The sequence below is a fragment of the Bacillota bacterium genome (assembly GCA_013314855.1).
Lineage (GTDB): Bacteria > Bacillota > Clostridia > Acetivibrionales > DUMC01 > Ch48.
Genome location: JABUEW010000011.1, coordinates 22,042 through 44,267 on the forward strand (window position 1 = coordinate 22,042; position 22,226 = coordinate 44,267).

Here is a 22,226-nt window from a genome sequence, read left to right on the forward strand (position 1 = left end):
TAGAATTCTACCTAAATATCCGACTTCTTCAATTCACCCGATTCCTCCAACTTATCCAATTCTACCGACATATCCAATGCCGCCTGTACTGCGCCGACAACCGCTTTTGAAGTTACTGTAGCGCCACTGACAGCGTTTATCTCTTCCGGTTTTCCTTTTTGCCCTTTTACAACCTTTAAACCCTCTTTTGGAGTTATATCAACCAATTGTGAAAGAAAAGCTTTGTCTGTTGCCTTTGAGCCCAAACCGGGAGTTTCAGAATGTTTGACAATTTTCACTCCTGTAACCTTTCTACTTTTATCTACTCCCACCATTACACTAATATCGCCGCCGTAACCTTTATTTACAACTAAAAACACATATCCTAACTCTTTTTCCGCCTTCAATCCCACATACGCTTCCTTGATAAGTTTTAATTCTGTCCTGTGTTCAGCAATATCCTCAATATTTTCTACCTTCATGAAGCTATCTGCATCAGATAAAATTTCTTTTCTCGCGTTTTCAGCATCCAGGGCAGCTCTCTCTCCTATTTTATCTTTTGTTAAATTGTAAGTAAGAGCAAGTCCGCAAGTTACTATTAAACATACCAAAAAAAGCACCGTAGCCGGTTTAAGTATGCTACCCACCTCTGCCTTCACCTCCAAAAGTCCTCGGAACGGTATATTTATCGATAAGAGGGACCAGTAAATTCATTAGTATTATTGAAAAAGAAACTCCTTCAGGATAATTGGCATAAAGCCTTATTATTATGGTTATTATTCCACATCCTATACCCATTATAATTTTCCCTTTAGTGGTAACAGGAGAGGTAGAGTAGTCTGTAGCCATAAAAAATGCACCCAGCATTATTCCCCCGGCCAATATATGGTAAAGAAAATCCCCTGTAAAAGGCCTGTTTCCTCCAAATATCCAGGAAAACAGCGCTGCGCTTCCTATAAAACTAAAAGGTATGGCCGGTGATATTACCTTCCTATAAAGCAAATAAGCTCCGCCTAATAATAAGGCCAATACAGAGGTTTCTCCTATTGAACCCATTGCATGGCCTAAAAGAAACTCGATATAATCAGGCCTATTAATACCTTCCATTATCTCTTGCCCTTTTTTTATATAAATAAGCGGTGTAGCGGAAGAAACTGCATCAGGCACCTTGGGGTTTATCCAGTTTGTCATGTGTTGCGTCCATGAAAGCATTAGAATAACCCGGGCTCCCAGGGCAGGGTTCATAAAATTCTGTCCAATACCCCCAAACATCTGCTTTATTATTACAATAGCAATAATTCCTCCCACGGCTGCTATCCATAAAGGTATCGCCGGAGGTAGGTTTAAGGCCAGTAAAACTCCTGTGACCACAGCACTGAAATCTGATATGGTAATATTCCTTTTCATAATTTTTTGAGATGCATATTCGGATATCACGCACGAAATAACGGTAATAAGCACAACCATTATAACTCTTGAGCCAAAAAAATAAATCCCTGAAATAACAGCAGGTACTAGGGCTATTACCACATCTATCATTATCCTTTGAGTAGTGTCCCTACCCCTTATATGGGGTGATGAGGACAACAGCAAGGTATTATTCAAATTCTTTCCCCCTTCCAAATAGCTTCCATATAGCTTCTAAATAGCTTCCAAATAGCATATTCATGTTTTATTCATGCTTTCTTTCTTAAGCAGTGCTTTTCCAAGCCGTATTGAATGTACAAGATGCCTTTTGGCCGGGCATACGTACGAACAACTGCCGCACTCAATACAATCCATAGCATTATATTTTTTCAAACCATCTATATTACCATGAATAGCATTAAGGTTCAAAAAAAGAGGCAATAAGTTCATGGGGCAAGCTTTTACACACTTTCCGCACCTGATGCATGGACTTTCTTTAGGAAGCTCCCCACTTTCGCGGTCAAATGCCAGAAGGGCATTAGTATATTTTAGAACCGGATTTTGTAGTGAAGGCTGGGCCACTCCCATCATAGGCCCCCCCATAATAATTTTATACGGTTCTGTTTTAAATCCGCCGCAAAACTCGAATACATCACCCAGAGGAGTGCCAATTAGAACTTCCACATTGGAAGGATTCATAACTGCCGGTCCGTCTACCGTAACCCTCTTTTTTATTAACGGCATGCCTGTTTTTACATATTCAGCCACAAATGAAACACTGTTTACATTCATTACCACAACTCCTACATCTAGCGGCAACTTTCCGGGAGGCACCTTTCTCCCTGTCAATGAATATATAAGCATTTTTTCTGCACCCTGGGGGTAGCGGGATTTAAGCTTAACCACATTAATTTTATCACTTGTATTTGCAAGGTCTGTCAGCACCTTTATGGCTTCAGGCTTGTTATCTTCAATGCCTATTAAAACATTGTCCACCTTCAGTAAGTCCATAAGGATATTTATACCGCTGATAATATTCCATGAGTTCTCCACTATTTCCCTGTAGTCTGCAGTTATATACGGTTCACATTCTGCCCCATTTACAATTAAAATATCTATTTTTTTGTCCACCTGGGGGGCAAGCTTGACATGGGTGGGAAAACCTGCACCTCCAAGTCCAACAAGGCCGGATTCTTTTATTAACTCAAGCAGTTCTGCATCATTGGAATATACAGGAGGTTTAACGCTTTCATGAATCTCCTGTTTGCCATCTGCCTTTATTTCTACAGCATCAATATACATACCTGATGAATTAATTACCTGGACAATGTTTGTTACTGTTCCGGATACGCTTGAATGAATTGGAGCGGAGACATATTTACTAGATATACCTATTACCTGTCCCACCCTTACTATATCCCCTTTTTTAACAACAAGTTGACATGGTGCCCCTACATGTTGAAGCATTGGAATTACTACCTTTTCAGGCACATCCATTTTTACAGTTTCGCATTGTGCAGTGTTTTTTCTGTGGGGTACTGTTACCCCTCCGCCAAATATCTTTTTCGAAATTAACATATCATTTGACCTCATTTTTCTACTAGTAATTTATTATAATTATTACCAGGTAATAAGTCAAATAAATAACCTCTATATATTAAACAGTAAACATCTATTTATTAGTCTTTTAATTAGTTTACTGTCGTTTTCCTCTTAATTTTATTACCTGGCTACAAATTTCAATAATGTTAATTTTACTAAGTTTGCTGCAACCATTGTTAGTGCTGCATTATAACTACCATATGTTGTACTTTGTATACAATCTGAATTTCCACATTTAAGATATCACCCTACCATAATAAAATATATTAACTTTCAACCCTTATTACATTGTCCACCCTTACTACAACCGGCTCATTTTGCATATCTTCGATTGCCTTTTTCATTGAAAGCTCTTTTGCCTTATGGGTTACAAATATTATCGGGGTGCTATCTCCATTACGGCCTTTTTGTATAACTGAAGCAATACTTACCTCATGTTTTCCGAAAATACCGGCTATTTTTGCAAGCACCCCTGGCTTATCCTTCACTGTCATGCGAATAAAATATTCGGTTTCCCAATTATCGTTAAAACTTACATTATCCGCTACCCTGTTTCCATTGCTTAAAGTGGAATAAGTATGCCTGGACTTATTAATACAGGCAGTTATAATATCCGAAACAATAGCACTTCCTGTAGGTAAGTCTCCTGCACCTTTACCATATAGCATCAGGTTTCCTACAGCATCACCCCTGATAAATATACCGTTGTATGAATCCCGTACTGCTGCCAGGGGATGATTCGTTGGAATAAAAGTAGGGTGGACTCTCACCTCAACCTCCTGCCCCCGTTTTTTAGCTATTGCTAAAAGGCGTATGGTATAGCCCAGTTCCTTCCCGTAATTTATATCATCAATAGCTATGCCGGTGATACCCTCTGTATATATTCTATCCACATGGACCCTGGTATGGAAAGCCAGGGTAGAGAGAATAGAGAGTTTAAACATGGCATCCAACCCTTCAATATCAAAGGTTGGATCAGGTTCTGCGTATCCCAACTGTTGAGCCTCAAGCAAAACGCTCTCAAAACTCCTGCCCTCTTCAGACATTTTGGTAAGTATATAATTGGTTGTCCCATTTATAATTCCCATAATCTCAAATATGTTATTAGCCTGCAAGGATTCTCTTATTACTTTTATAATTGGAATTCCACCTGCAACACTTGCTTCATAATATAAACCTGCCCCATTTTCTCTTGCAGCATCTTCCAATTCAGTCCAGTGCCTGGCCATAACTTCTTTGTTCGCCGTAACTACAGTTTTTTTGTTTTTAAGTGCAGCAAGAATATACTGCCTTGCCGGTTCTTCTCCTCCGATAAATTCAGCAATTAATGATATTTCAGGGTCTTCAACAATATCTTTTACATTATCTGTAAGCAAGCCTGGCTCTACATCAATCTTTCGCTTTTTGTTTATATCCCTTACAAGTATTTTTTTTATTTTGACTTTAATGCCTTCTCTTTTAAATATATCTTCACCGTTTTTTTCAAGTATCTGATATACTCCGGTACCTATATTCCCAAATCCAAAAAAGCCTATATTTATTTCCTGCAAAATGTTCAACCTCCAAAATTGCGTGATAATAGTCTTGAATAATTATACCTCATTTTATGGTACTTTTACAATAGACACTTCACTATATATAGGAACGTTATCCATATACAATGGCATTTTTTTAAAGTGAAGAAATATATTCCCAAGAACATTTAATACCAGCCCATCACAACTCTATCAATTTTAGCTAAATCTTTAATGATTTTTATTTTTTTAAAGTGCCTTTCTTCCATCAACCTGGCAACCTCACGGGCCTGGTTGTAACCTACCTCAAATGCAAGCAGTCCATTACTTTCCAAAAAACAAGGCGCTTCTTCTACTATCTTCTTATAGTAATAAAGGCCGTCTTCTCCTCCGTCCAGGGCAATAATAGGTTCATGGCCTTTTACTTCAATTTGAAGATTTTCTATTTCAGGGGATGGAATATAAGGGGGATTTGAAACAATTATGTCGAATACCATACCATCTAATTTTTCGAATAAGTTACTAAGGACAAAAGTAATTTTATCACTTACTCCATTTGCAACTGCGTTAAGGCAGGCTGTATGCAAGGCCTCCTCAGATATGTCCAGAGCCGTTATACGGCAATTTTTAATTTCAATATAACAGGCGAGACTTACTGCTATACACCCTGAACCGGTGCCCATATCCAATATGCGGACATATTTATCACAATTATAGTTGCCAACATAGTTTAAAACGGTTTCGACAAGTATTTCAGTTTCCGGTCTTGGAATTAAGACATGGGGATTTACATTAAAATTAAGTGACATAAATTCCTTGTGACCGGTTATATATTGAACAGGGATACCACTGGCCCTTAAATTTATAAGGTTAAAATATTTTTCTTCTTCATCCCTGCTAAGCTCATAATTATAATGTGACAAAAGGTATGCCCTGTCGCAGCTTAGTACAAAACATAAAATAACCCCGGCATCAACTGCTGGGGATATCTTTTGAGCGTTTTTCAGTATGTTTATTGCTTTACTTAAAGCCGTTTCAATGTTCATCCACCATCACCAGTTATCTGCATCTTTATCTTCCACCAATACACTTTTCAAAGCCTCAATAGCTACACCAATCTGTTTATCGTCAGGTTCTTGTGTTGTCATAAGTTGAAGAGCCAACCCTGGAGCATTGATTACTTTCATTATTTTTCTTTCACTTCTGCCTGCAATTTTCAGGAGTTCATATGAAATCCCTGCAACAAGGGGAATCAATAATATCCTCAATAGAATATTTATCCATCTCCCGTGCCATCCCACAAGAGAAAAAACTATAATGCTTACTATCATAACAAGAAACAGAAAAGAAGTACCGCACCTGGGATGTTTTGTAGAGTATTTCCTGACATTTTCGACAGTGAGTTCTTCAGCATGTTCATAGCAGTGTATTGTCTTATGTTCTGCTCCATGGTATTGCCAGATTCTTTTTATATCCTTTATTTTAGACGCTAAGGCAATGTAGGTAAGAAACAATACAATTCTTATTATACCTTCGACTAAATTGCGAAGTATTACTCCACCTCCGGTTGTTTTACCTGCTTTTATAAAACCTGCCAGGAAATTGGGGAGCAGGATAAATAAACTTACACCAAGAATTATTGCTATAATAACTGAAAAATAAATAACTACGTCTTTTAGTTTATCTCCCAGTAGGCGTTCTATAAACTTATCAAATTTTGTAGGTTTATCAGCTTCTTCTTCAATGTCCACAAATTCAGCAGAATACATTAATGCTTTCATTCCTAAAACCATTTGCCTCACAAAACCGGTTATTCCACGTATAATAGGAATTTTTGATAATACGCCCTTTGGAGGCAATTCTTTTTTTTGAATTATTATTTCGTCATTTGCTTTTCTTATCGCAGTAACAGCACTTTTAGGGCCAATCATTAGTAAACCTTCAATAAGGGCTTGCCCCCCTATATTTGTTTTTTTCATGGTACATCTTCCTCTATTCCATCTACTATGGTATTTATCCGGATACTTTATTTTTACCCCTTTAGCCGATTCACCCTCCACTCGTAAGCATTAACGAAAGTGGAGGATAAACCGGCTAAGAATAACGTAGTCCCCATTAGTACCATTTTATTCATTATCTTCCAGTCCGTACTTCTTTTTAAACTTCTCAACTCTTCCTGCAGTGTCTACAAATTTCTGTTTCCCTGTAAAAAATGGATGGCATTTGGAACATATCTCTACACGTAATTCTTTTTTTGTAGAGCCTGTAGTAAAAGTCTCTCCACATGCACACCTTACCACTGCTTCACCGTATTTTGGATGAATTCCCTTTTTCATGTGCTTCACCTTCTTTCAAAAAACTTTTGCAACAAGTCACATTCTAACACAAAAATACTCAGTAAAGCAAGTCTTATTATTACCTGTTATTTTAAGTGCAAGTTTTTTAATCGACACACGTAACTTATGCCATCAAGGTAACTTATGCCATCATATACTTTTCAACAAATGCCAGATTAATACTATTTATAAACTCTTCATTACTTTTTGTCTGCATAAGTCTATTAATGAGCATTTCCGTTACTTCCGCCGTACCCATATTACTTACTGCCTTCCTAATAGCCCATATGGCATCCAGTTCTTTCTGGTTCAAAAGCAATTCTTCTCTCCTTGTACCTGACTTATTTACATCAATGGCAGGGAAAATTCGTTTTTCTGAAAGTCTTCTGTCTAAATGAATTTCCATATTTCCTGTCCCTTTGAATTCTTCGTAAATAACATCATCCATCCTGCTTCCGGTATCAACCAGGGCAGTAGCAATTATTGTAAGGCTTCCTCCATTTTCAATATTTCTTGCCGAACCAAAGAACCGCTTTGGACTGTGAAGTGCACCGGGATCAAGTCCACCTGAAAGCGTTCTTCCTGTTGGAGGAATTGTCAGGTTATATGCCCTTGCCAGTCTTGTTATGCTATCCAATAAAATTACTACGTCTTTTTTATGTTCTACCAGCCTCTGAGCCCTTTCAAGTACCATTTCAGCAACTTTTATATGATGCTCCGGGACCTTGTCAAAAGTTGAATACACAACCTCTCCTTTAATTGAACGCTGCATATCAGTTACTTCTTCAGGCCTTTCATCTATCAGCAATACAATAAGCTCAATCTCAGGGTAATTTGCAGTTATACTATTGGCTATTTTTTGTAAAAGAATAGTTTTACCGGCTTTTGGAGGTGATACAATCATACCGCGCTGGCCTTTGCCAATAGGAGCAATAAGGTCAATCAGCCTTGTAGATAATTCCTTTGGTATTGTTTCAAGGGTTATTCTCTTGTTAGGATATATTGGAGTGAGATATTCGAAGGGGATCCTTTTAGATGCCACTTCCGGCGCATCTCCGTTTACTGTCTGTACATAAAGCAGCGCCTGAAATTTCTCTCCTTCCTTCGGTATTCTTCCCTTGCCTCTAACTTTATCACCGGTCTTCAATGAAAACCTTCTTATTTGTGATGGAGATACATATATATCCTTTGAACCGGGAAGATAATTATCGCTCCTTAAAAACCCATATCCGTCAGGCAATACTTCCAATACGCCTTCAACAGGGTCATCACTTTCAATTTTCTCTAAACCATTAATCCAACTATCCCGCTTTTGTTGGTCATACATTCTTCCGGACAGTTTTTCTTCAAACCTTTTAGGCTCTTCCTTAGCCTGATCTTTTGTTTCTGTCCGCGTATCAACGGGAACGTCGGTTATTTTTGCTGCTACATCAAGTTTTAATAAGGGTTTTTCCTCTTCAACTCTTTCTCCTTCTTTTTCTTCTTCTGCTGCTTTTTTCTCTTCACCTATTTCTACTTCTTCTGTTTTTTCTTTTACTGTTGTTGCATCTTTTTCTTCTTCTTCCTTGCTTTTTACTACCGTCTTTTCCTCTTTTCCAGCCGTTTTCTCCTTAGTCTCAGCCTCCGGCTCCACCTTTGCAACTTTTTCTGCAAGGCTTTCTTCTTCTTTGATTTTTGGCGGTCTGCCTCTTCTCGTTTTTTTAGGCTTTGCCTCTTCCTCTTCAAATTTCGGCGCAGTAACTTCGGTTTCAACAGCTTCAGGTTCTTTTTCTTCATCTAAACCTTTATCTTCTCTTGTTTCTTGTACTTCCCTAATTTCTACTGTCTTTTCGTCAGTTTCCTCTTCTTCCGGCCTTTGTTTGGCCTTTTTAGGCTTTTCTTCTACAGGCTTTATATAATCCTGGCCTGATGACTGTCTGCCTACTTCAAGAATTTTTTCAATGAGTTCATCCTTCTTATACCTTGTAACACTCTTAATTCCCATCACTTTCGCAATATAGCGCAAATCTTGCAACTTTTTACTACGTAAATTGACTTCTTCCATAATCCACCACCTTACTTATCTTAGTAACTTATTCTTAGTAAATATTCTCATCTTTTTATTATGCCTTCTTAACTTTAATTAACCCCTCTTATTTAAATTTGAGCCTCTACATGGAAACTTACAGACAAAAATACTCTCCTTTTAAACGCACAAATAAACCCCACCATCCAATAGTAACTATTAGCAACTATATTAGTAACTATTAGCAACTATTAACTTATGAAATTCTGAATAGAGAAGAATTTTTGAACTCTATTATACTCAAATTCTTGCACTTCCTAACATACTTCCAAGCAAATACTCCGGGGATTTATACCTGAACTTCGTAGTTTAATTCTAGTATAACATTTACCAACATTCTGTGTCAACACTTTTTTCTTTTTTTACCTATTCTTTTACCTGTCCAACCTCACACTCATATATATTATATACCTTTTTCGGCTTATTTAAACCATAAAATCAATAAAAAAGGAAGTACTTCTTTTTTATAATTTTAAGAAATACTTCCTTTATAAATTCCCTTTCTATAATTCAGTTTTATAAAAACGTATATAAATCTTTTTACTATTTTTTTAGATAATTATATATCATGACGGCTGCTTCAGCCCTTGTAAGATTGTTCTTCGGGTAGAACTTCCCGCCTGCTCCCGATATAATTTTAAGGCCACTGGCAATAGCCACATATCCTATAAGTCCCGGGTCGATTTGATCTTCATCCTTAAAAGGCACTGTAAATATCCCCGGTATATCGGCAACTTTATCGTACTTAAGAGCCCTTATTAAAAATTTTATTGCATCTTCTCTCGTAACTGAAGATTCGGGAGATTTTTCCCCTTCCTTTATTATCCCTTCCCGCAATAGCTGTTTGTACATATCATCAATTTCATCCGCGTCGCTATCTTCTGATACAATTGTTCCATAATATTTGTCTATTATTTTTGACAATATTATGAAAAAGTCTTTTTGAGTAATTTCTTCATCAGGCCTGTATTCAGGGCCATTAAAGTTAATAATTCGGTACTTTGCCAGTGTTTTAATTTGTTCCTCGGCAAAATGCCCTGCAATATCAGTATACTCTGCCGGTTTATTTTCTTTGTATGGCTTGCCGTTATAATCAAGAATATCTCCTGTATAGGCATCAAGAATTAAGGGTTTTCCTGATTTTAAAGCATACACTAGTTTAATTTGCGGCAGATTGCTTTTCTCGTTATTTTCATCAATTTGAGCTTCAGTTTCTGCCACAGGTTTAGGCAGTGGTACAACATCATTTCCCCTTGATACCTGCTTATACTGAAGCTCCAGGCCTATTTTTTCAAAAAGGGCTTCATGGGCATCTTCATTGGAAATCACGTTTTCCAGGCTGGGGAAGTCTACATCAAACCAATTCATGCTGAAATTTGTAACTTTTCCGTTTACTGCATCAAAGCCTATATAAAGGCCATTATCCGGAAAAGGTATGCCGTTTACCTGTCTTATATATCTGAAGTAATAATATCTCTGCGGTTTCTGTTCTGAAGTTTTGTAGATTTCATACTCTTCCTTGCTTTCATCAAGCTCTGTTTCTGCAAATTTCTCGGGCTTAAAGCTCTTCAGGAATTTTTCAACCTCTGCTTTTGCAGCTTCTTTGTCAAACTTCGGCTCTTCTTCAGAGTAAATGTTATCAACATAAAAACTTGTTATTTCACCGGTTTTGGCATTAACACTTGCTGAAGCATACAGAGTTCTGTAATCTTCTTTTGTTTCTCCCTGCACTTCTTTTCTGAAACTTAAGTTGTATATAAATTTATCCCTTTCAGGCCAGCCTTTGTTTAAATAGACATTTGTCAGCTTATAGCCATCGTCAAGCCCGATTTCGGGGGCCTCTCTCACAATCTTCCCTGCCTCTGCTTCAGTCAGAAGCTCAGCCTGTTTCTTAGCTGCTTCAAGTTCCTCTGGAGTAAGTACCGGCCCCATGCTTACTCCTGCAGCTTTAGCGACCATCTCTTTCTGCACAGCTAATGAACTTTGATCTCCTAAACCGTAACCGTCATAGCCGTAATAGTATGTCCCTATCCGTATTTTTTCACCAGTTATTGCATCAACGACGTATGTTCCATTATCATATTTCGGTACATATACGGGATACACATTGATTTTTTCTTTTTTTGAGTCATAATAGTATTTGTATATGAGTTTTAGACCGAGGTTATTCTCATATGCCTTTTCAGCATCCTCAAGAGATATAACATTTTCTAATGCAGGGAATGATAGGCTGTCGTCCAAGTTATAATAGTAGCTTGTTATTTTTCCCGTCTCGGCATTTACATCAATACCAATGTTATTGGCATAATAAGGTACTCCGTTAACAACCCTGTAATAATTGAAGTAATAGTTTCTTTTTAAAAACAGAATCTGACCGTCGACTTCATCCTGTTTTCTTATTTTTGCAAGAGTACCGGCAGGAGCTATCCTCCTTATAAAATCTTCCGCTTTTTCTGTAGCTTCCTCTTCAGTAACTTTGGGAAACTTTTTTTCCACTTCCTTATAAGGCTCATAATAGTAATATCTTGTGATAACTCCTTTGTCTGTTATACCAACGCTCATGCTGATATCCTTTTCTTTATCTCTCCAGGTTAAGCTCCATGTTTTTACTCCTCTTTCATTAGTGCTGGCATAATAGTCTGTAAATTTAAGTTCTTCAGGAATATCAAATTTTCTTCTGACTGCCTTAATTACTTCTTCCAATTCGCTTTCATTTTCCGTTTGGGCGAAAGTCTGCACCGGAATTACTATTAATACAGCCATCAAGACCGATAAAACCAAAGCTATTATCCGTCTCATATAAAAATCACCCCTCAAATTATGTATTTTTTGTTATTCACATAATTAGACGGATGATTTTCACAAAAGTTCCTGACTCGATGAGCCAAGAAAAAAGTTTTAAAGGGGGACTCACCTTGAACCGTTTGCCTCGAGTATCTTCTCAAACTTCGCGTAAGCTTCTTTCCAGGAAGCTGTATCAGCCGGAGTATATACTCTCGTCGGAAAAGATTTTTCTACCAGGGTACGGGCCTCTTTAAGCCCTGAGACCTCCTTTAAGGCCATCAACTGGCACAAAATATTTCCTAACGATGTGGCTTCTACAGGTCCCGTCACTACCGTTTTCCCGCATGCATCTGCAGTAAACCGGCAGAGTATAATATTTCGGGTACCTCCCCCCACAATATGCAAAACCGGTATTTCGTATCCAACTATCTTTTCCAGCCCTTCAATTGTTTTATTATACTTAAGCGCCAAACTTTCCAGCACACACCTCACAATAGAAGCCTTGTCTTCAGGAACCGGCTGCCCCGTTTTCCTGCAGAACTCCATCACCTTTTCAGGCATATTCCCCGGGCTGTAAAATACATCATCGTCAGGGTCAATAAAAGCACTAAAGGGTTTTGCTTCCTCTGCCATTTCTTCCAGTTCATCATAACTATGGGTCTCACCTGCTTTGTCCCATGTCCTTTTGCACTCCTGCAATATCCATAATCCCATTATATTCTTCAAAAGCCTTGTGGTCCGGTTATAACCGCCCTCATTTGTATAGTCCAGGCTGAATGTAGTTTCATTTATCATCGGTGCCGGCAATTCTACCCCGAGAAGCGACCAGGTCCCGCTACTCAAATAGGCAAATTTCCCTTCGGCCGCAGGTACAGATACAACAGCGCTGCCTGTATCATGCCCTGCAACAGCAATTACAGGCACATCTTGTACATTAAGCTCATCTTTGATATTTTTATTTACTTTGCCGATTACTGTACCTGCATCTATTATATCCGTAAGTATGTCTCCCGGTATTCCCAACTTATCGATAAGGGATTTGGCCCAATTTCCTGTTCTCGGATTCATCATCTGGGTAGTGCTTGCTATTGTATACTCTGAAATTTTTTCACCTGTAAGGAAGTAATTGAACAAATCGGGCATGAGAAGCATGGTTTTGGATTTTTCAAGAATAGGAGAGTTGCCAAGTTTCATTGACAGAAGCTGGTATAAAGTATTAAACTTCATAAACTGTATACCGGTCTCTTCATATATTTCCCTCTTCGGAACAATTTTACATGCTTCTTCAATCATACCTTCCGTCCGATCGTCCCTGTAATGAACAGGATTTCCCAGGAGTCCTCCCGAAGCATCCAGGAGTCCAAAATCAACTCCCCACGTATCTACTCCTATACCTGATATATCCCTGTCGCCCCTATGTACACACCTTAGTATCCCCGTCTTCATTTCATGAAAAAGTCTCAGGACATCCCAGTATAATGTCTCATTGACCATAACCGGGTCGTTGGAAAACCTATGCACTTCATCTAACGTCACTCTTTCTCCGTCATATTGGCCAAGTATGGCACGCCCGCTGCTTGCCCCGTAATCAAAGGCCAAAAGTTTCAGCATGGTATACACTCCTTTCCGGTAACACTTTTTTCATAAATTTATATCTTTATATCAAGTGGTTTATTTATGACTCATTTATGGACTCCTTTGAGTCATTTCATTTATGGATGCTTATATGGATGCTTATAAGTCACTATTGCTCACTTTAAAGGCGTTAAGCCCCATTTCCTTGTAAACCCGAATTCTTTCATTCAAATCAGGATATTTTTTAATAGTTTCATTAGAAAACATGGCATCCTTAATGTTTACAGTAGCAAGCTTTTCATGTCCTATCAGGGCCCAGGTTGAGTCGATTAGGTTCTTGAATTCTTCATTTCTCATTGCAGTACAAACGAATGGCTGCCTGGGTGAATTAATATCCTCGCCGCTTATTTGGAAAAGTTCATATTCCCAGCATAAAGCCTTTACCCTTTTAAGCTGCTCCATAGTATTCCTGGAAGGCATGTATGTAACGGCATTAAACCCGAGTTCTTTTATAACCTGGAAGAGTAATTCAATGTAATCATCCTCAAACTTCTGGGTTTTTTTATCTCCAGTAACAGAATCTGTCACATCTCCAAGATATGCATAGGCAGATATGGCGCCGATACTGTTTGAGAAACCAATCACTTCCTTTATATCAGGGCATTCCAGTGTTGCATCTATATAGAATTTGCCTAACAGGTCGCTTTTCAGTACCCCAAGCAAGTCATATTCATAAAACTCATTCGATACATCAAGGAGGTATCCCTCCAGTCTGGGTTTTATATTAATTTTTAAATCATTTTTTAAAAAATCAACTAATTTTTCCCCTCTTTTAAACCTATCTACCAGCACATTAGCTAATGCAAAAAGTATGTGCCTTTCTGTTATGCTTCCGCCTTCATGGCTTTTTGAGATAGGTACTATATCATTTTCATAGTCAACGCTTATATTATAGGGTTTTAGTAAACGGTTCAGTCTGCCAACCATAAGACTGTTCCGATTATTCCTTTCTCTAGTATATGGCACAAAAAAACTTTTGACATCGTTTATCTTATTATGGGGTATTCCGTGTAAAGCTACATAAGCAACGGAATCCTGGTCGGGATTATTGATTTTTCTCCCTTTTAATGGTGTCCGCGAAAAGTCTGCCCTGCATTCCACCCCGATAGTCGTAGCTATTCCTAATATTTCTCCCGCTTCTATAAACTCCAGCGCTCCGCTGATAGAATCGTGGTCCATAATACCGGCAGTCATTAACCCTGCATTATATGCCATCCATATTGCCTTAGACGGAGAATAGGGAGAAAAGGAATAAAAAGTATGGATGTGATTGTTTACGTCACTTCCTCTTTCAGATACGGGAATTTTACCGCTTTTCACCAATCCGGACAATTTTCTCAAACTTTCCAGCCTTGTCTCAACATTTTCATGGTTTAAATTTTCAATAAGATCTTCAATAATATAAAGGTAGTTATTGTCCATTATATCGCTTCCCCCAAATGATAAATCAAATGATGAATAGTTCAGCGCGTTTCCAATGGTTCAGCGCATTTCCTGTCCACCTGTCACATTAATTGCCTGGCCTGTCATATAACTTGCTTCATCCGATGCAAGAAATACTAAAACATTGGCAACATCTTCATATGTGCATCCCCTGCCCAGGGGAACCTGGCTTAAATATTTCTTCCTTACCTCTTCAACAGTCAGCCCCTGGTTCCTTGCATACTGCTCATACAGGCTGTTAACCCACAGTGGAGAATCCAGCAAATTACCGGGGCATATGGCATTCACCCTTATATTAAATTCCGCAAGTTCAAGGGCAAGGCTCTGTGTAAAACCTATTCCGCCGAATTTGGATGCTGCATATGCTGAATTCTTATACGACCCTTTTTTGCCCGATTTACTGTTAATTTGAATAATATTTCCTTTCCTGTTAGGGATCATGACTTTTGCTGCAGCCTTTGCACACAGGAAATAACCTACAAGGTTTACATCTATCATTTTCCTCCACTCGTTTGCCGGAAATTCGACTACAGGTTTTGCTATAAGAATAGCCGCATTCGAAACAAGCAAATCTAACTTGCCGTATTTATCAACCGCTGTTTTAACCATATTTTCAACTTGCTCTTCATCGGTTACATCTACTTTTACTGCTATTGCATCTGTTAGCCTTGCTGCAACCTCCCCTGCTTTTTCGATGTTAATATCGGCCACAACCACCTTACAGCCTTCTTTATCCAGCCTTTCGGCAAGGGCTTCGCCCAGGCCTTGTGCTGCACCTGTAACTATAGCCACCTGGCCTTCCAATCTTTTATAATAACTGTCCGATGACATAAACACCCTCCCCATTATATTCCTCTGTATATATTCTACATATATTCTACATATATTCTACATATTATTATACTTAATTTCATTCTATCTATCTATCTATACTATCATACTGTCATGACTATCATACTGTCATGATATGATAACTATCATAGGCATCATCTTGAGCCGATATTGGCAAACTCACAAACTTCTCTCCTCACCTCTGTTATCCTATAATTCCTCTACCTCCGGTATCTCATAAAACCTCTACATCATGTCTTCTTATTTCCTCCATTAAATCTTCCGGCAGAGGTTTTTCACACACCCATATGTCAATATCTTCCAGCGTTGCATAGGTAAAGGGCAAATTTTTATTTATTTTACTTGTATCCATCAACATTATTACTTTCTTCGCCCTTTTAACAACCTTTCTCTTCAGCTCACACTCATAAATATTCCCTACGGTAAAGCCACTATCGACTGAAAAACCCGATGCAGACATAAATGCCAAATCAATATTTACCAGATCCAAAAGGGAATTAGCATATGGGCCTGACATTGAAAGTGTATTTCTGTTAATCTGTCCCCCCAAGGTTACAACTGAAGGCCTGAGTTTTTTTACAAGTTCCAATGCAATATTGGCCCCGCTTGTCAGTATGGAAAAACTATCATCAGGAATAATTCTGGCAAGGCACATCAATGTACTTCCGGCATCAAAATAAATGGAACGTCCCGTTTCAACCATACCAACGGCTTTTTCCGCTATTTTCATTTTAGCCTCGACATTTTCAGTAGCCCTTATGGAATAAGCATCTTCTTCCTTTTGGGTAACCCCGACCTTTTTAACACTCACTGCCCCTCCGTAAGTACGTATCAAGTATCCTTCATTTTCAAGGTTAATAAGGTCTCTCCTTAATGTCATGGTTGAAACATCGGGAAACATTTCCTTTAACTGCTGAAGCTGAATTTCCCCTGTATTTTCCATTATGTTCAATATTTGTTGTTGCCTTTCATTTAACACAAAATCACATCCTACTATTTTATGTTATACTCCCAGTTTATTCCTTCTTAACTGTTCATTCAGGGTAAAGTTTGTAGTCGGGATATGTCCCTTCAAAGGTATAATTTTTTCATGGACTGCATCAACAATCCACTCAGGCTGCGGGAAAAAGTATGTCTCAAGCTCGTGTGCAGGAGTAATCCAGTTTCTTGAACCTACCACCACGGGAGGGGCATCAAGGTAATCGAAGGCAACTTCACTTATTGTTTGTGCCATATTCTTCAAGTAGGACCCCCTCTCACATGCATCACTTGTTAATAAAATTTTACCTGTTTTTTTAACAGATTCCAATACTTTTTCATAATTAAACGGCACCAATGTACGGGCATCAATAATTTCAACTGAAATCCCATACTTTTCTTCAAGTATTTCTACCGCATCCAAAACCCTGTAGAGAGTTGCACCTATAGTCAGGATTGTAAGATCCTTACCTTCTTTCTTTATGTCAGGCTCACCTATAGGCACTTCATAATAACCTTCCGGAACCCCTTCAGGATGGAACAATTCCCCTATATCATATATTCTCTGGCTCTCAAAAAATATTACCGGGTCTGTTCCCATAAGGGCACTGTTCATAAGCCCCTTTGCATCATAGGGTGTAGCAGGGAATACTACCTTTAATCCAGGTATATGCGCCACTAGGGATGTCCAGTCCTGAGAATGTTGAGCCCCATACTTGGAACCTACAGATACCCTTATAACAACAGGCATTTTAAGCAACCCGGCACTCATGGCCTGCCATTTCGACAATTGGTTGAATATTTCATCTCCTGCCCTTCCCAGGAAATCGCAGTACATCAATTCTGCAATAACCCTGCCGCCACACATTCCATACCCTACTGCCGAACCTACAATTGCGCCTTCGGAAATTGGCGTGTTAAAGAGCCTATGATATGGCAGCGCTTCGGTAAGTCCCCGGTATACGGCAAAAGCTCCTCCCCAGTCTCTGTTTTCTTCCCCGTAAGCTATCAATGTAGGATCTGTATAGAACTTATCAAGTATAGCCTCAAAAATAGCGTCCCGCAACTGTAATACCCTGTTCTTGGGCACAGGTTTGCCATTTTCAATTCCCGCTCTTACCTTCTTTTTAATTTGCTGCACTCTCGGATTTTCTTCTTTAGATATTAATACCTCACATTCTCCGTCTTCCATCTTTTCAATCCGCTGATTCGAGAACATCAGCCTGCCTATGGCATCAGAATCCTTGATCAAATCCATCCTAGGGGAAACATTGTCATCCGTGGCAAGTTTACATGTCTTTGTTATCAGTTCCCTTACATTTTCAAGAATTTCTTCAAATTCATCATGGCTTGCAACGCCAGCTTTGACCAGTTCATTTCTATAACAAACAAGGGAATCGTCTGCCATCCAGGCTTCAATCTCTTCTTTTGTCCTATAACTGGAGGCATCTGATGGAGAATGGCCTGTAAACCTGTATGTTAATGTATCAAGGAGGACAGGACCGTCTTTTTGTTCAAGTATCTTTTTCTTCCTGCGTATAGCATCAATAACCGCTAAAGGATTATACCCATCTACTCTTTCCGCATGCATCTGTTCAGGGTTGACACCCGCCCCTACACGGGCAAGTATCTTGTACCCCATGGTCTCTCCACAGGTTTGTCCTCCCATGCCGTACTGGTTGTTAAAGAAATTAAATATTAATGGCAGTCCCCCCTTATATTCTCCTTCCCATAGCAGCTTGTACTGGTCCATTGTGGCAAGGCAAATGGCCTCCCATACAGGCCCGCACCCCATGGAACCGTCTCCTATATTTGCTATAACTATGCCTTTTTTCCTGTTTATCTTCTTATATAATGCCGCGCCTACTGCAATATCAGCAGATCCTCCTACTATGGCATTGTTTGGGTATATACCGAAGGGTGGGAAAAATACATGCATTGAACCTCCCAATCCTTTATTAAATCCCGTTTCACGGGCAAAGTTCTCTGCCAGGACTCCGTAGACCAGAAAATCTATTGCCAGTTCTTTAACATTACCCTTATCTTTTTGCTTGCCTTCAACCACTTTCAGAATCCTGCCGTCAAAAAAGTTTTCCATTATGTCCAGAAGCTCATCGTCACCTAACTTTTCAATAGCCGAAAGCCCCTTTGCCAGGACTTCGCCGTGGCTTCTGTGGGAACCGAAAATAAAATCATCTTTGTCCAGAAGATATGCCTGCCCTACTGCCGATGCCTCCTGCCCCAATGAAAGGTGCGCCGGCCCCGGGTGATTATACTTTATGCCGTTGTATTCACCTGTAGTTTTAATGGCATTTAGCATTGTTTCAAATTCACGGATAATGGCCATATCCCTGAATATTCTCAAAAAATCTTCTTTCGTATAATTTTCTTTTTCTTCCTCAATGGTTTTATTGTATTGGTTTACAGGAATGTCTTTAAAAGTTATATTTCCGCTTTTTCTTACTTCCTTTGGATCAATGAATTGTGATTTCGGCATTTAACTCCCTCTTTTCATATTCTATTTCTATGTTTTAAGTAAATTTTCATGTTTTAGGTGATATTTCTTTTTTTTGGTAATTTTCTATGTTTTAGGTAAATTTCCCATGTTATAAGTAAAATATGCCTTCCCTTATAATCTCCGACACTGTTGGATGAGGGAATACAATTTCCTTAATGTCATCAACCCTCATCTCCATCTCAATCATAGCAGCTGTGCCGTATATAATCTCCGATGAATAGTTACCAATCATGTGAAGGCCAACCAGCCTCCGGTATTTCTTATCTATAAGGATTTTACAAATACCATCCCCACCTTCATTTTCAGCAAGGTATCTTCCGCTATACCTCATTGATATTTTGGAAACCTCGACCTCTATTCCCTTTTGCCTGGCTGTTTCCTCAGTTTCACCAACGCCTGCAACCTCAGGATTTGTATATATGACGTAAGGAATGGCATTGTACCGCATAACATCCTTTTTACCAAGGATGTTGTTTATACATACTTCAGCTTCCCTATAGGCGGTATGGGCAAGCATTGAATAGCCATTCACATCCCCTGCGGCATAGACTCCCGGTACATTGGTTCGGCCTCTTTCATCCACCTTTATACGTCCATTTTCAATCTCAACGCCAATCCTTTCAAGTCCATAGCCATCCACTACCGGCTTCCTTCCTATACTCATTAAAATCTTATCGGCTTCAACCGAGGCTCTTTCTCTATTATATTCATAAAGGACCATCCCCTCTTTTACCTCAACAACTTTCGAGCTTAACTTAAATACAATTCCCTTTTTTTCATAGGTTTTCATCAAAATATCCGATATTTCTCTCTCATTATTGCCGGCAATGTGATCCAGCATCTCAATAATTGTGACCTTGCTTCCGGCAGAATTGAAATAGGAAGCCATCTCAAGGCCTATAACCCCTCCCCCTACAATTACCAGGGAGCCGGGCACTTCTTTTATGTCCAGTATTTCCCTGTTAGTGAGGACAAAGCCCTTTTCCATCCCCTCTTTAACCCCAGGAATTGAGGGCAATATGGGCATGGAGCCTGTTGCAATAAGAAGCCTTTTACCAATAAAGCTTTCGTTATTTATCCTTACTTCATACCCTTCGCTGCTTCTTCCGGCTATCTCTCCCGTCCCTTCTAATATGGTGACATTGCTTTTTTTAAGTTGAGCCTTGATTCCTGCAACAAGGGTTCTTACCACTTTGTTTTTTCTCTCGATAACTTTGTCATGGTTAAATTTTACATTTTCCGATACTACTCCGTATTTCTCACTATACCTGGCATTATCGTACATCTTTGCCGAATACAACAGGGTTTTGGATGGAATACATCCTTCGTTAAGGCAAACTCCCCCCAATGCCCTTTTCTCTATTAAAAGCGTATTCAGCCCTGCCTGCCCTGCCCTTTCTGCACCGAGGTAGCCTGCAGGACCGCCTCCGATGACTATTAAATCATATACCATATTTCTCAACTCCAAATTGCATTATTTAAAATTATTTTAATATTCTATGTATCTATTTTTATTCCCGCAGCTTGCAAGCCGGCAAAACCGTTTTAAATTTTCCGGTAAAATGCCGACACCGGCATGTTTACTTCGCCAGTAAAATACTGAAATTTTCGAGGTTTGTTTTTAAATCCTTGAGGAATCTTGCCGCAGGAGCACCATCCACCGCCCTGTGGTCAAATGTCAGGGATAACCCCATTGCAGGATAATAAACATACTGGCCGTTAACTTCCTTAACACGTTGAACAATATTATTGACTCCAAGGATACCTGTTTGTGGAGGATTTAAGACCGGGGTAAAGGATTCTATGTCTAACATGCCCAGGTTTGTTACAGTGAAAGTGCCTCCTTTTAGCAGGTCGGGATTGATTGTACCCTTCTGGCATTCTTCAGCAAGTTCTTTAACTTCAGCAGATATCTCGTTTAGTGATTTATGATTTGCATAGAATATAGTAGGTACCATTAAACCCCTTTCAGTATCAACAGCCACTCCCAAATGGACAACATTGAATAGCAACATCCTGTCATCGAGGAAATGGGCGTTTAATGGTTTATGTCCAGGTAAGGTCCTGGATACTGCAAAAAGTACTATATCATTAATAGTTATATTCCGGAGTCCTAATTTTTCTTTGTTCTCCTTTAGTTTCTTCCTGTATTCCAGTATTTCAGTAGCATCAAAGGTAGTATTCAAGGTAAGTTGGGCTGTTGAAGACAAGGAATGGTGCATTGCCTTTGCTATTACTTTTCTTATATTGGTAAGTTTTACTTCAGTAAACTCCGCCTCTCCTGGCACAACTCCAGGTGAATAAGATGCATGTGCTGCCACTTGGGATTCTGATTGTACTCTTCCTAAATCACCGGTTGTTATTCTTCCTCCTATGCCGCTACCTTCCTCAACAATTTTTGTTTCGGATTTCAGGCTTTCATCTTTAGCTGCAAAAGTAAAAACAGGACCTTTTTCCATTAAAGAAATAATATCTCTTTCAATTATTCTTCCGTGAGGTCCCGTGGGTTTTGCATAACGGTAGTCAATCCCCGCTTTTTCAGCAAGATTTCTAGCCCTTGGCGAAATTCCAATCTTTCCGTCGCCGGTATCGCTTCTAATGAAACCGGTTTCTCCACCTGTGCCTATGCCTTGCTGTTTCGCTGCATCTGCCGCTGTATCTGCTGCCGCCTCTATCGCCGCATCTGCCGCTACATTTGCTGCTACATTTGCCGCATATGCTTCCCCTTCCCCTTCAACACCAACCTTATCTGCTACCGTTGTCTTAGTCACCTTATCCTCCCGGCCGATTTGTGTGCGGGGGTCAAACTCTGAAACATCATCTCCTTCCCGGCCGATTACGCAAACATTTGTTAGTACCGGTACATCGTCACCCTCCTCAAAAAATATCTCAAGAAGTATTCCATCTTCTTTAGCTTCTTCATCGAAGGTAGCCTTGTCGGTCTCATATGTAAATAGAATATCCCCGGCTTTTACCTGGTCACCCTTCTTTTTATGCCACTTTGCAATAATACAGCTTTCGACTGTTTGCCCCTGCTTGGGCATGATTACTGGTATAGCCATATATTACCCACCTTTTAATATGTTAGATTATTTCATCTATATGTTATATAT

The 22,226-nt window shown here is 39.2% G+C and carries 16 protein-coding genes; all 16 read right to left on the minus strand.

The window, feature by feature from the left end; translation table 11 throughout:
* Positions 1 to 11 precede the first annotated feature (11 nt).
* Positions 12 to 626 (minus strand): RnfABCDGE type electron transport complex subunit G, encoded by a 615-nt coding sequence (locus HPY74_03010; protein NSW89647.1) that lies wholly within the window; start codon positions 624 to 626, stop codon positions 12 to 14.
* A complete protein-coding gene (locus HPY74_03015) occupies positions 619 to 1,584 on the minus strand; it encodes an RnfABCDGE type electron transport complex subunit D (GenBank protein ID NSW89648.1) in 966 nt (321 codons plus the stop codon). Before HPY74_03015 ends, HPY74_03010 begins: the two co-directional genes overlap by 8 nt.
* Before the next feature lie 60 nt (positions 1,585 to 1,644).
* Positions 1,645 to 2,964, minus strand: a complete 1,320-nt coding sequence (rsxC, locus tag HPY74_03020) for an electron transport complex subunit RsxC (protein NSW89649.1) — start codon at positions 2,962 to 2,964, stop codon at positions 1,645 to 1,647.
* Positions 2,965 to 3,254: 290 nt separating this feature from the next.
* The gene (locus tag HPY74_03025) at positions 3,255 to 4,538 is read right to left on the minus strand and encodes a homoserine dehydrogenase (protein NSW89650.1); all 1,284 of its coding nucleotides are present in this window, start codon (positions 4,536 to 4,538) and stop codon (positions 3,255 to 3,257) included.
* Between the two features lie 152 nt (positions 4,539 to 4,690).
* The gene (gene prmC, locus HPY74_03030) at positions 4,691 to 5,548 is read right to left on the minus strand and encodes a peptide chain release factor N(5)-glutamine methyltransferase (protein ID NSW89651.1); all 858 of its coding nucleotides are present in this window, start codon (positions 5,546 to 5,548) and stop codon (positions 4,691 to 4,693) included.
* Positions 5,549 to 5,554: 6 nt separating this feature from the next.
* Positions 5,555 to 6,481 (minus strand): DUF1385 domain-containing protein, encoded by a 927-nt coding sequence (locus tag HPY74_03035; GenBank protein NSW89652.1) that lies wholly within the window; start codon positions 6,479 to 6,481, stop codon positions 5,555 to 5,557.
* A gap of 147 nt (positions 6,482 to 6,628) precedes the next feature.
* Entirely contained in the window at positions 6,629 to 6,838 is a 210-nt protein-coding gene (gene rpmE, locus HPY74_03040) for a 50S ribosomal protein L31 (protein NSW89653.1), read from the minus strand.
* Positions 6,839 to 6,980: 142 nt separating this feature from the next.
* Positions 6,981 to 8,882 (minus strand): transcription termination factor Rho, encoded by a 1,902-nt coding sequence (gene rho, locus HPY74_03045; GenBank protein ID NSW89654.1) that lies wholly within the window; start codon positions 8,880 to 8,882, stop codon positions 6,981 to 6,983.
* 564 nt (positions 8,883 to 9,446) lie between these two features.
* Complete coding sequence (locus tag HPY74_03050) at positions 9,447 to 11,702, minus strand: S-layer homology domain-containing protein (protein NSW89655.1); 2,256 nt, start codon at positions 11,700 to 11,702, stop codon at positions 9,447 to 9,449.
* Between the two features lie 111 nt (positions 11,703 to 11,813).
* Positions 11,814 to 13,298: a rhamnulokinase gene (locus tag HPY74_03055; GenBank protein NSW89656.1), complete on the minus strand. Its 1,485-nt coding sequence runs from the start codon at positions 13,296 to 13,298 to the stop codon at positions 11,814 to 11,816.
* Positions 13,299 to 13,421: 123 nt separating this feature from the next.
* Complete coding sequence (locus HPY74_03060) at positions 13,422 to 14,744, minus strand: PHP domain-containing protein (GenBank protein NSW89657.1); 1,323 nt, start codon at positions 14,742 to 14,744, stop codon at positions 13,422 to 13,424.
* Positions 14,745 to 14,804: 60 nt separating this feature from the next.
* Positions 14,805 to 15,596 carry a sorbitol-6-phosphate dehydrogenase gene (gene srlD, locus HPY74_03065; protein ID NSW89658.1) on the minus strand — a complete coding sequence of 264 codons (792 nt, stop codon included), beginning with the start codon at positions 15,594 to 15,596 and terminating at the stop codon, positions 14,805 to 14,807.
* A gap of 235 nt (positions 15,597 to 15,831) precedes the next feature.
* Entirely contained in the window at positions 15,832 to 16,596 is a 765-nt protein-coding gene (locus HPY74_03070; GenBank protein ID NSW89659.1) for a DeoR/GlpR transcriptional regulator, read from the minus strand.
* Positions 16,597 to 16,620: 24 nt separating this feature from the next.
* Positions 16,621 to 19,092, minus strand: coding sequence for a dehydrogenase (locus HPY74_03075; GenBank protein ID NSW89660.1), 2,472 nt, complete (start codon positions 19,090 to 19,092; stop codon positions 16,621 to 16,623).
* A gap of 109 nt (positions 19,093 to 19,201) precedes the next feature.
* The gene (gene lpdA, locus HPY74_03080; protein ID NSW89661.1) at positions 19,202 to 20,566 is read right to left on the minus strand and encodes a dihydrolipoyl dehydrogenase; all 1,365 of its coding nucleotides are present in this window, start codon (positions 20,564 to 20,566) and stop codon (positions 19,202 to 19,204) included.
* Positions 20,567 to 20,693: 127 nt separating this feature from the next.
* The gene (locus HPY74_03085; protein NSW89662.1) at positions 20,694 to 22,175 is read right to left on the minus strand and encodes a 2-oxo acid dehydrogenase subunit E2; all 1,482 of its coding nucleotides are present in this window, start codon (positions 22,173 to 22,175) and stop codon (positions 20,694 to 20,696) included.
* Between the last annotated feature and the right edge of the window lie 51 nt (positions 22,176 to 22,226).

Coding starts and splice junctions, on each gene's coding strand:
- rpmE (NSW89653.1), bottom strand. CDS start 6,838: ATGAAAAAGGGAATTCATCCAAAATACGGTGAAGCAGTGGTAAGGTGT.
- prmC (NSW89651.1), bottom strand. CDS start 5,548: ATGAACATTGAAACGGCTTTAAGTAAAGCAATAAACATACTGAAAAAC.
- HPY74_03035 (NSW89652.1), bottom strand. CDS start 6,481: ATGAAAAAAACAAATATAGGGGGGCAAGCCCTTATTGAAGGTTTACTA.
- lpdA (NSW89661.1), bottom strand. CDS start 20,566: ATGGTATATGATTTAATAGTCATCGGAGGCGGTCCTGCAGGCTACCTC.
- rsxC (NSW89649.1), bottom strand. CDS start 2,964: ATGTTAATTTCGAAAAAGATATTTGGCGGAGGGGTAACAGTACCCCAC.
- HPY74_03085 (NSW89662.1), bottom strand. CDS start 22,175: ATGGCTATACCAGTAATCATGCCCAAGCAGGGGCAAACAGTCGAAAGC.
- HPY74_03055 (NSW89656.1), bottom strand. CDS start 13,298: ATGCTGAAACTTTTGGCCTTTGATTACGGGGCAAGCAGCGGGCGTGCC.
- HPY74_03075 (NSW89660.1), bottom strand. CDS start 19,092: ATGCCGAAATCACAATTCATTGATCCAAAGGAAGTAAGAAAAAGCGGA.
- HPY74_03050 (NSW89655.1), bottom strand. CDS start 11,702: ATGAGACGGATAATAGCTTTGGTTTTATCGGTCTTGATGGCTGTATTA.
- rho (NSW89654.1), bottom strand. CDS start 8,882: ATGGAAGAAGTCAATTTACGTAGTAAAAAGTTGCAAGATTTGCGCTAT.
- srlD (NSW89658.1), bottom strand. CDS start 15,596: ATGTCATCGGACAGTTATTATAAAAGATTGGAAGGCCAGGTGGCTATA.
- HPY74_03060 (NSW89657.1), bottom strand. CDS start 14,744: ATGGACAATAACTACCTTTATATTATTGAAGATCTTATTGAAAATTTA.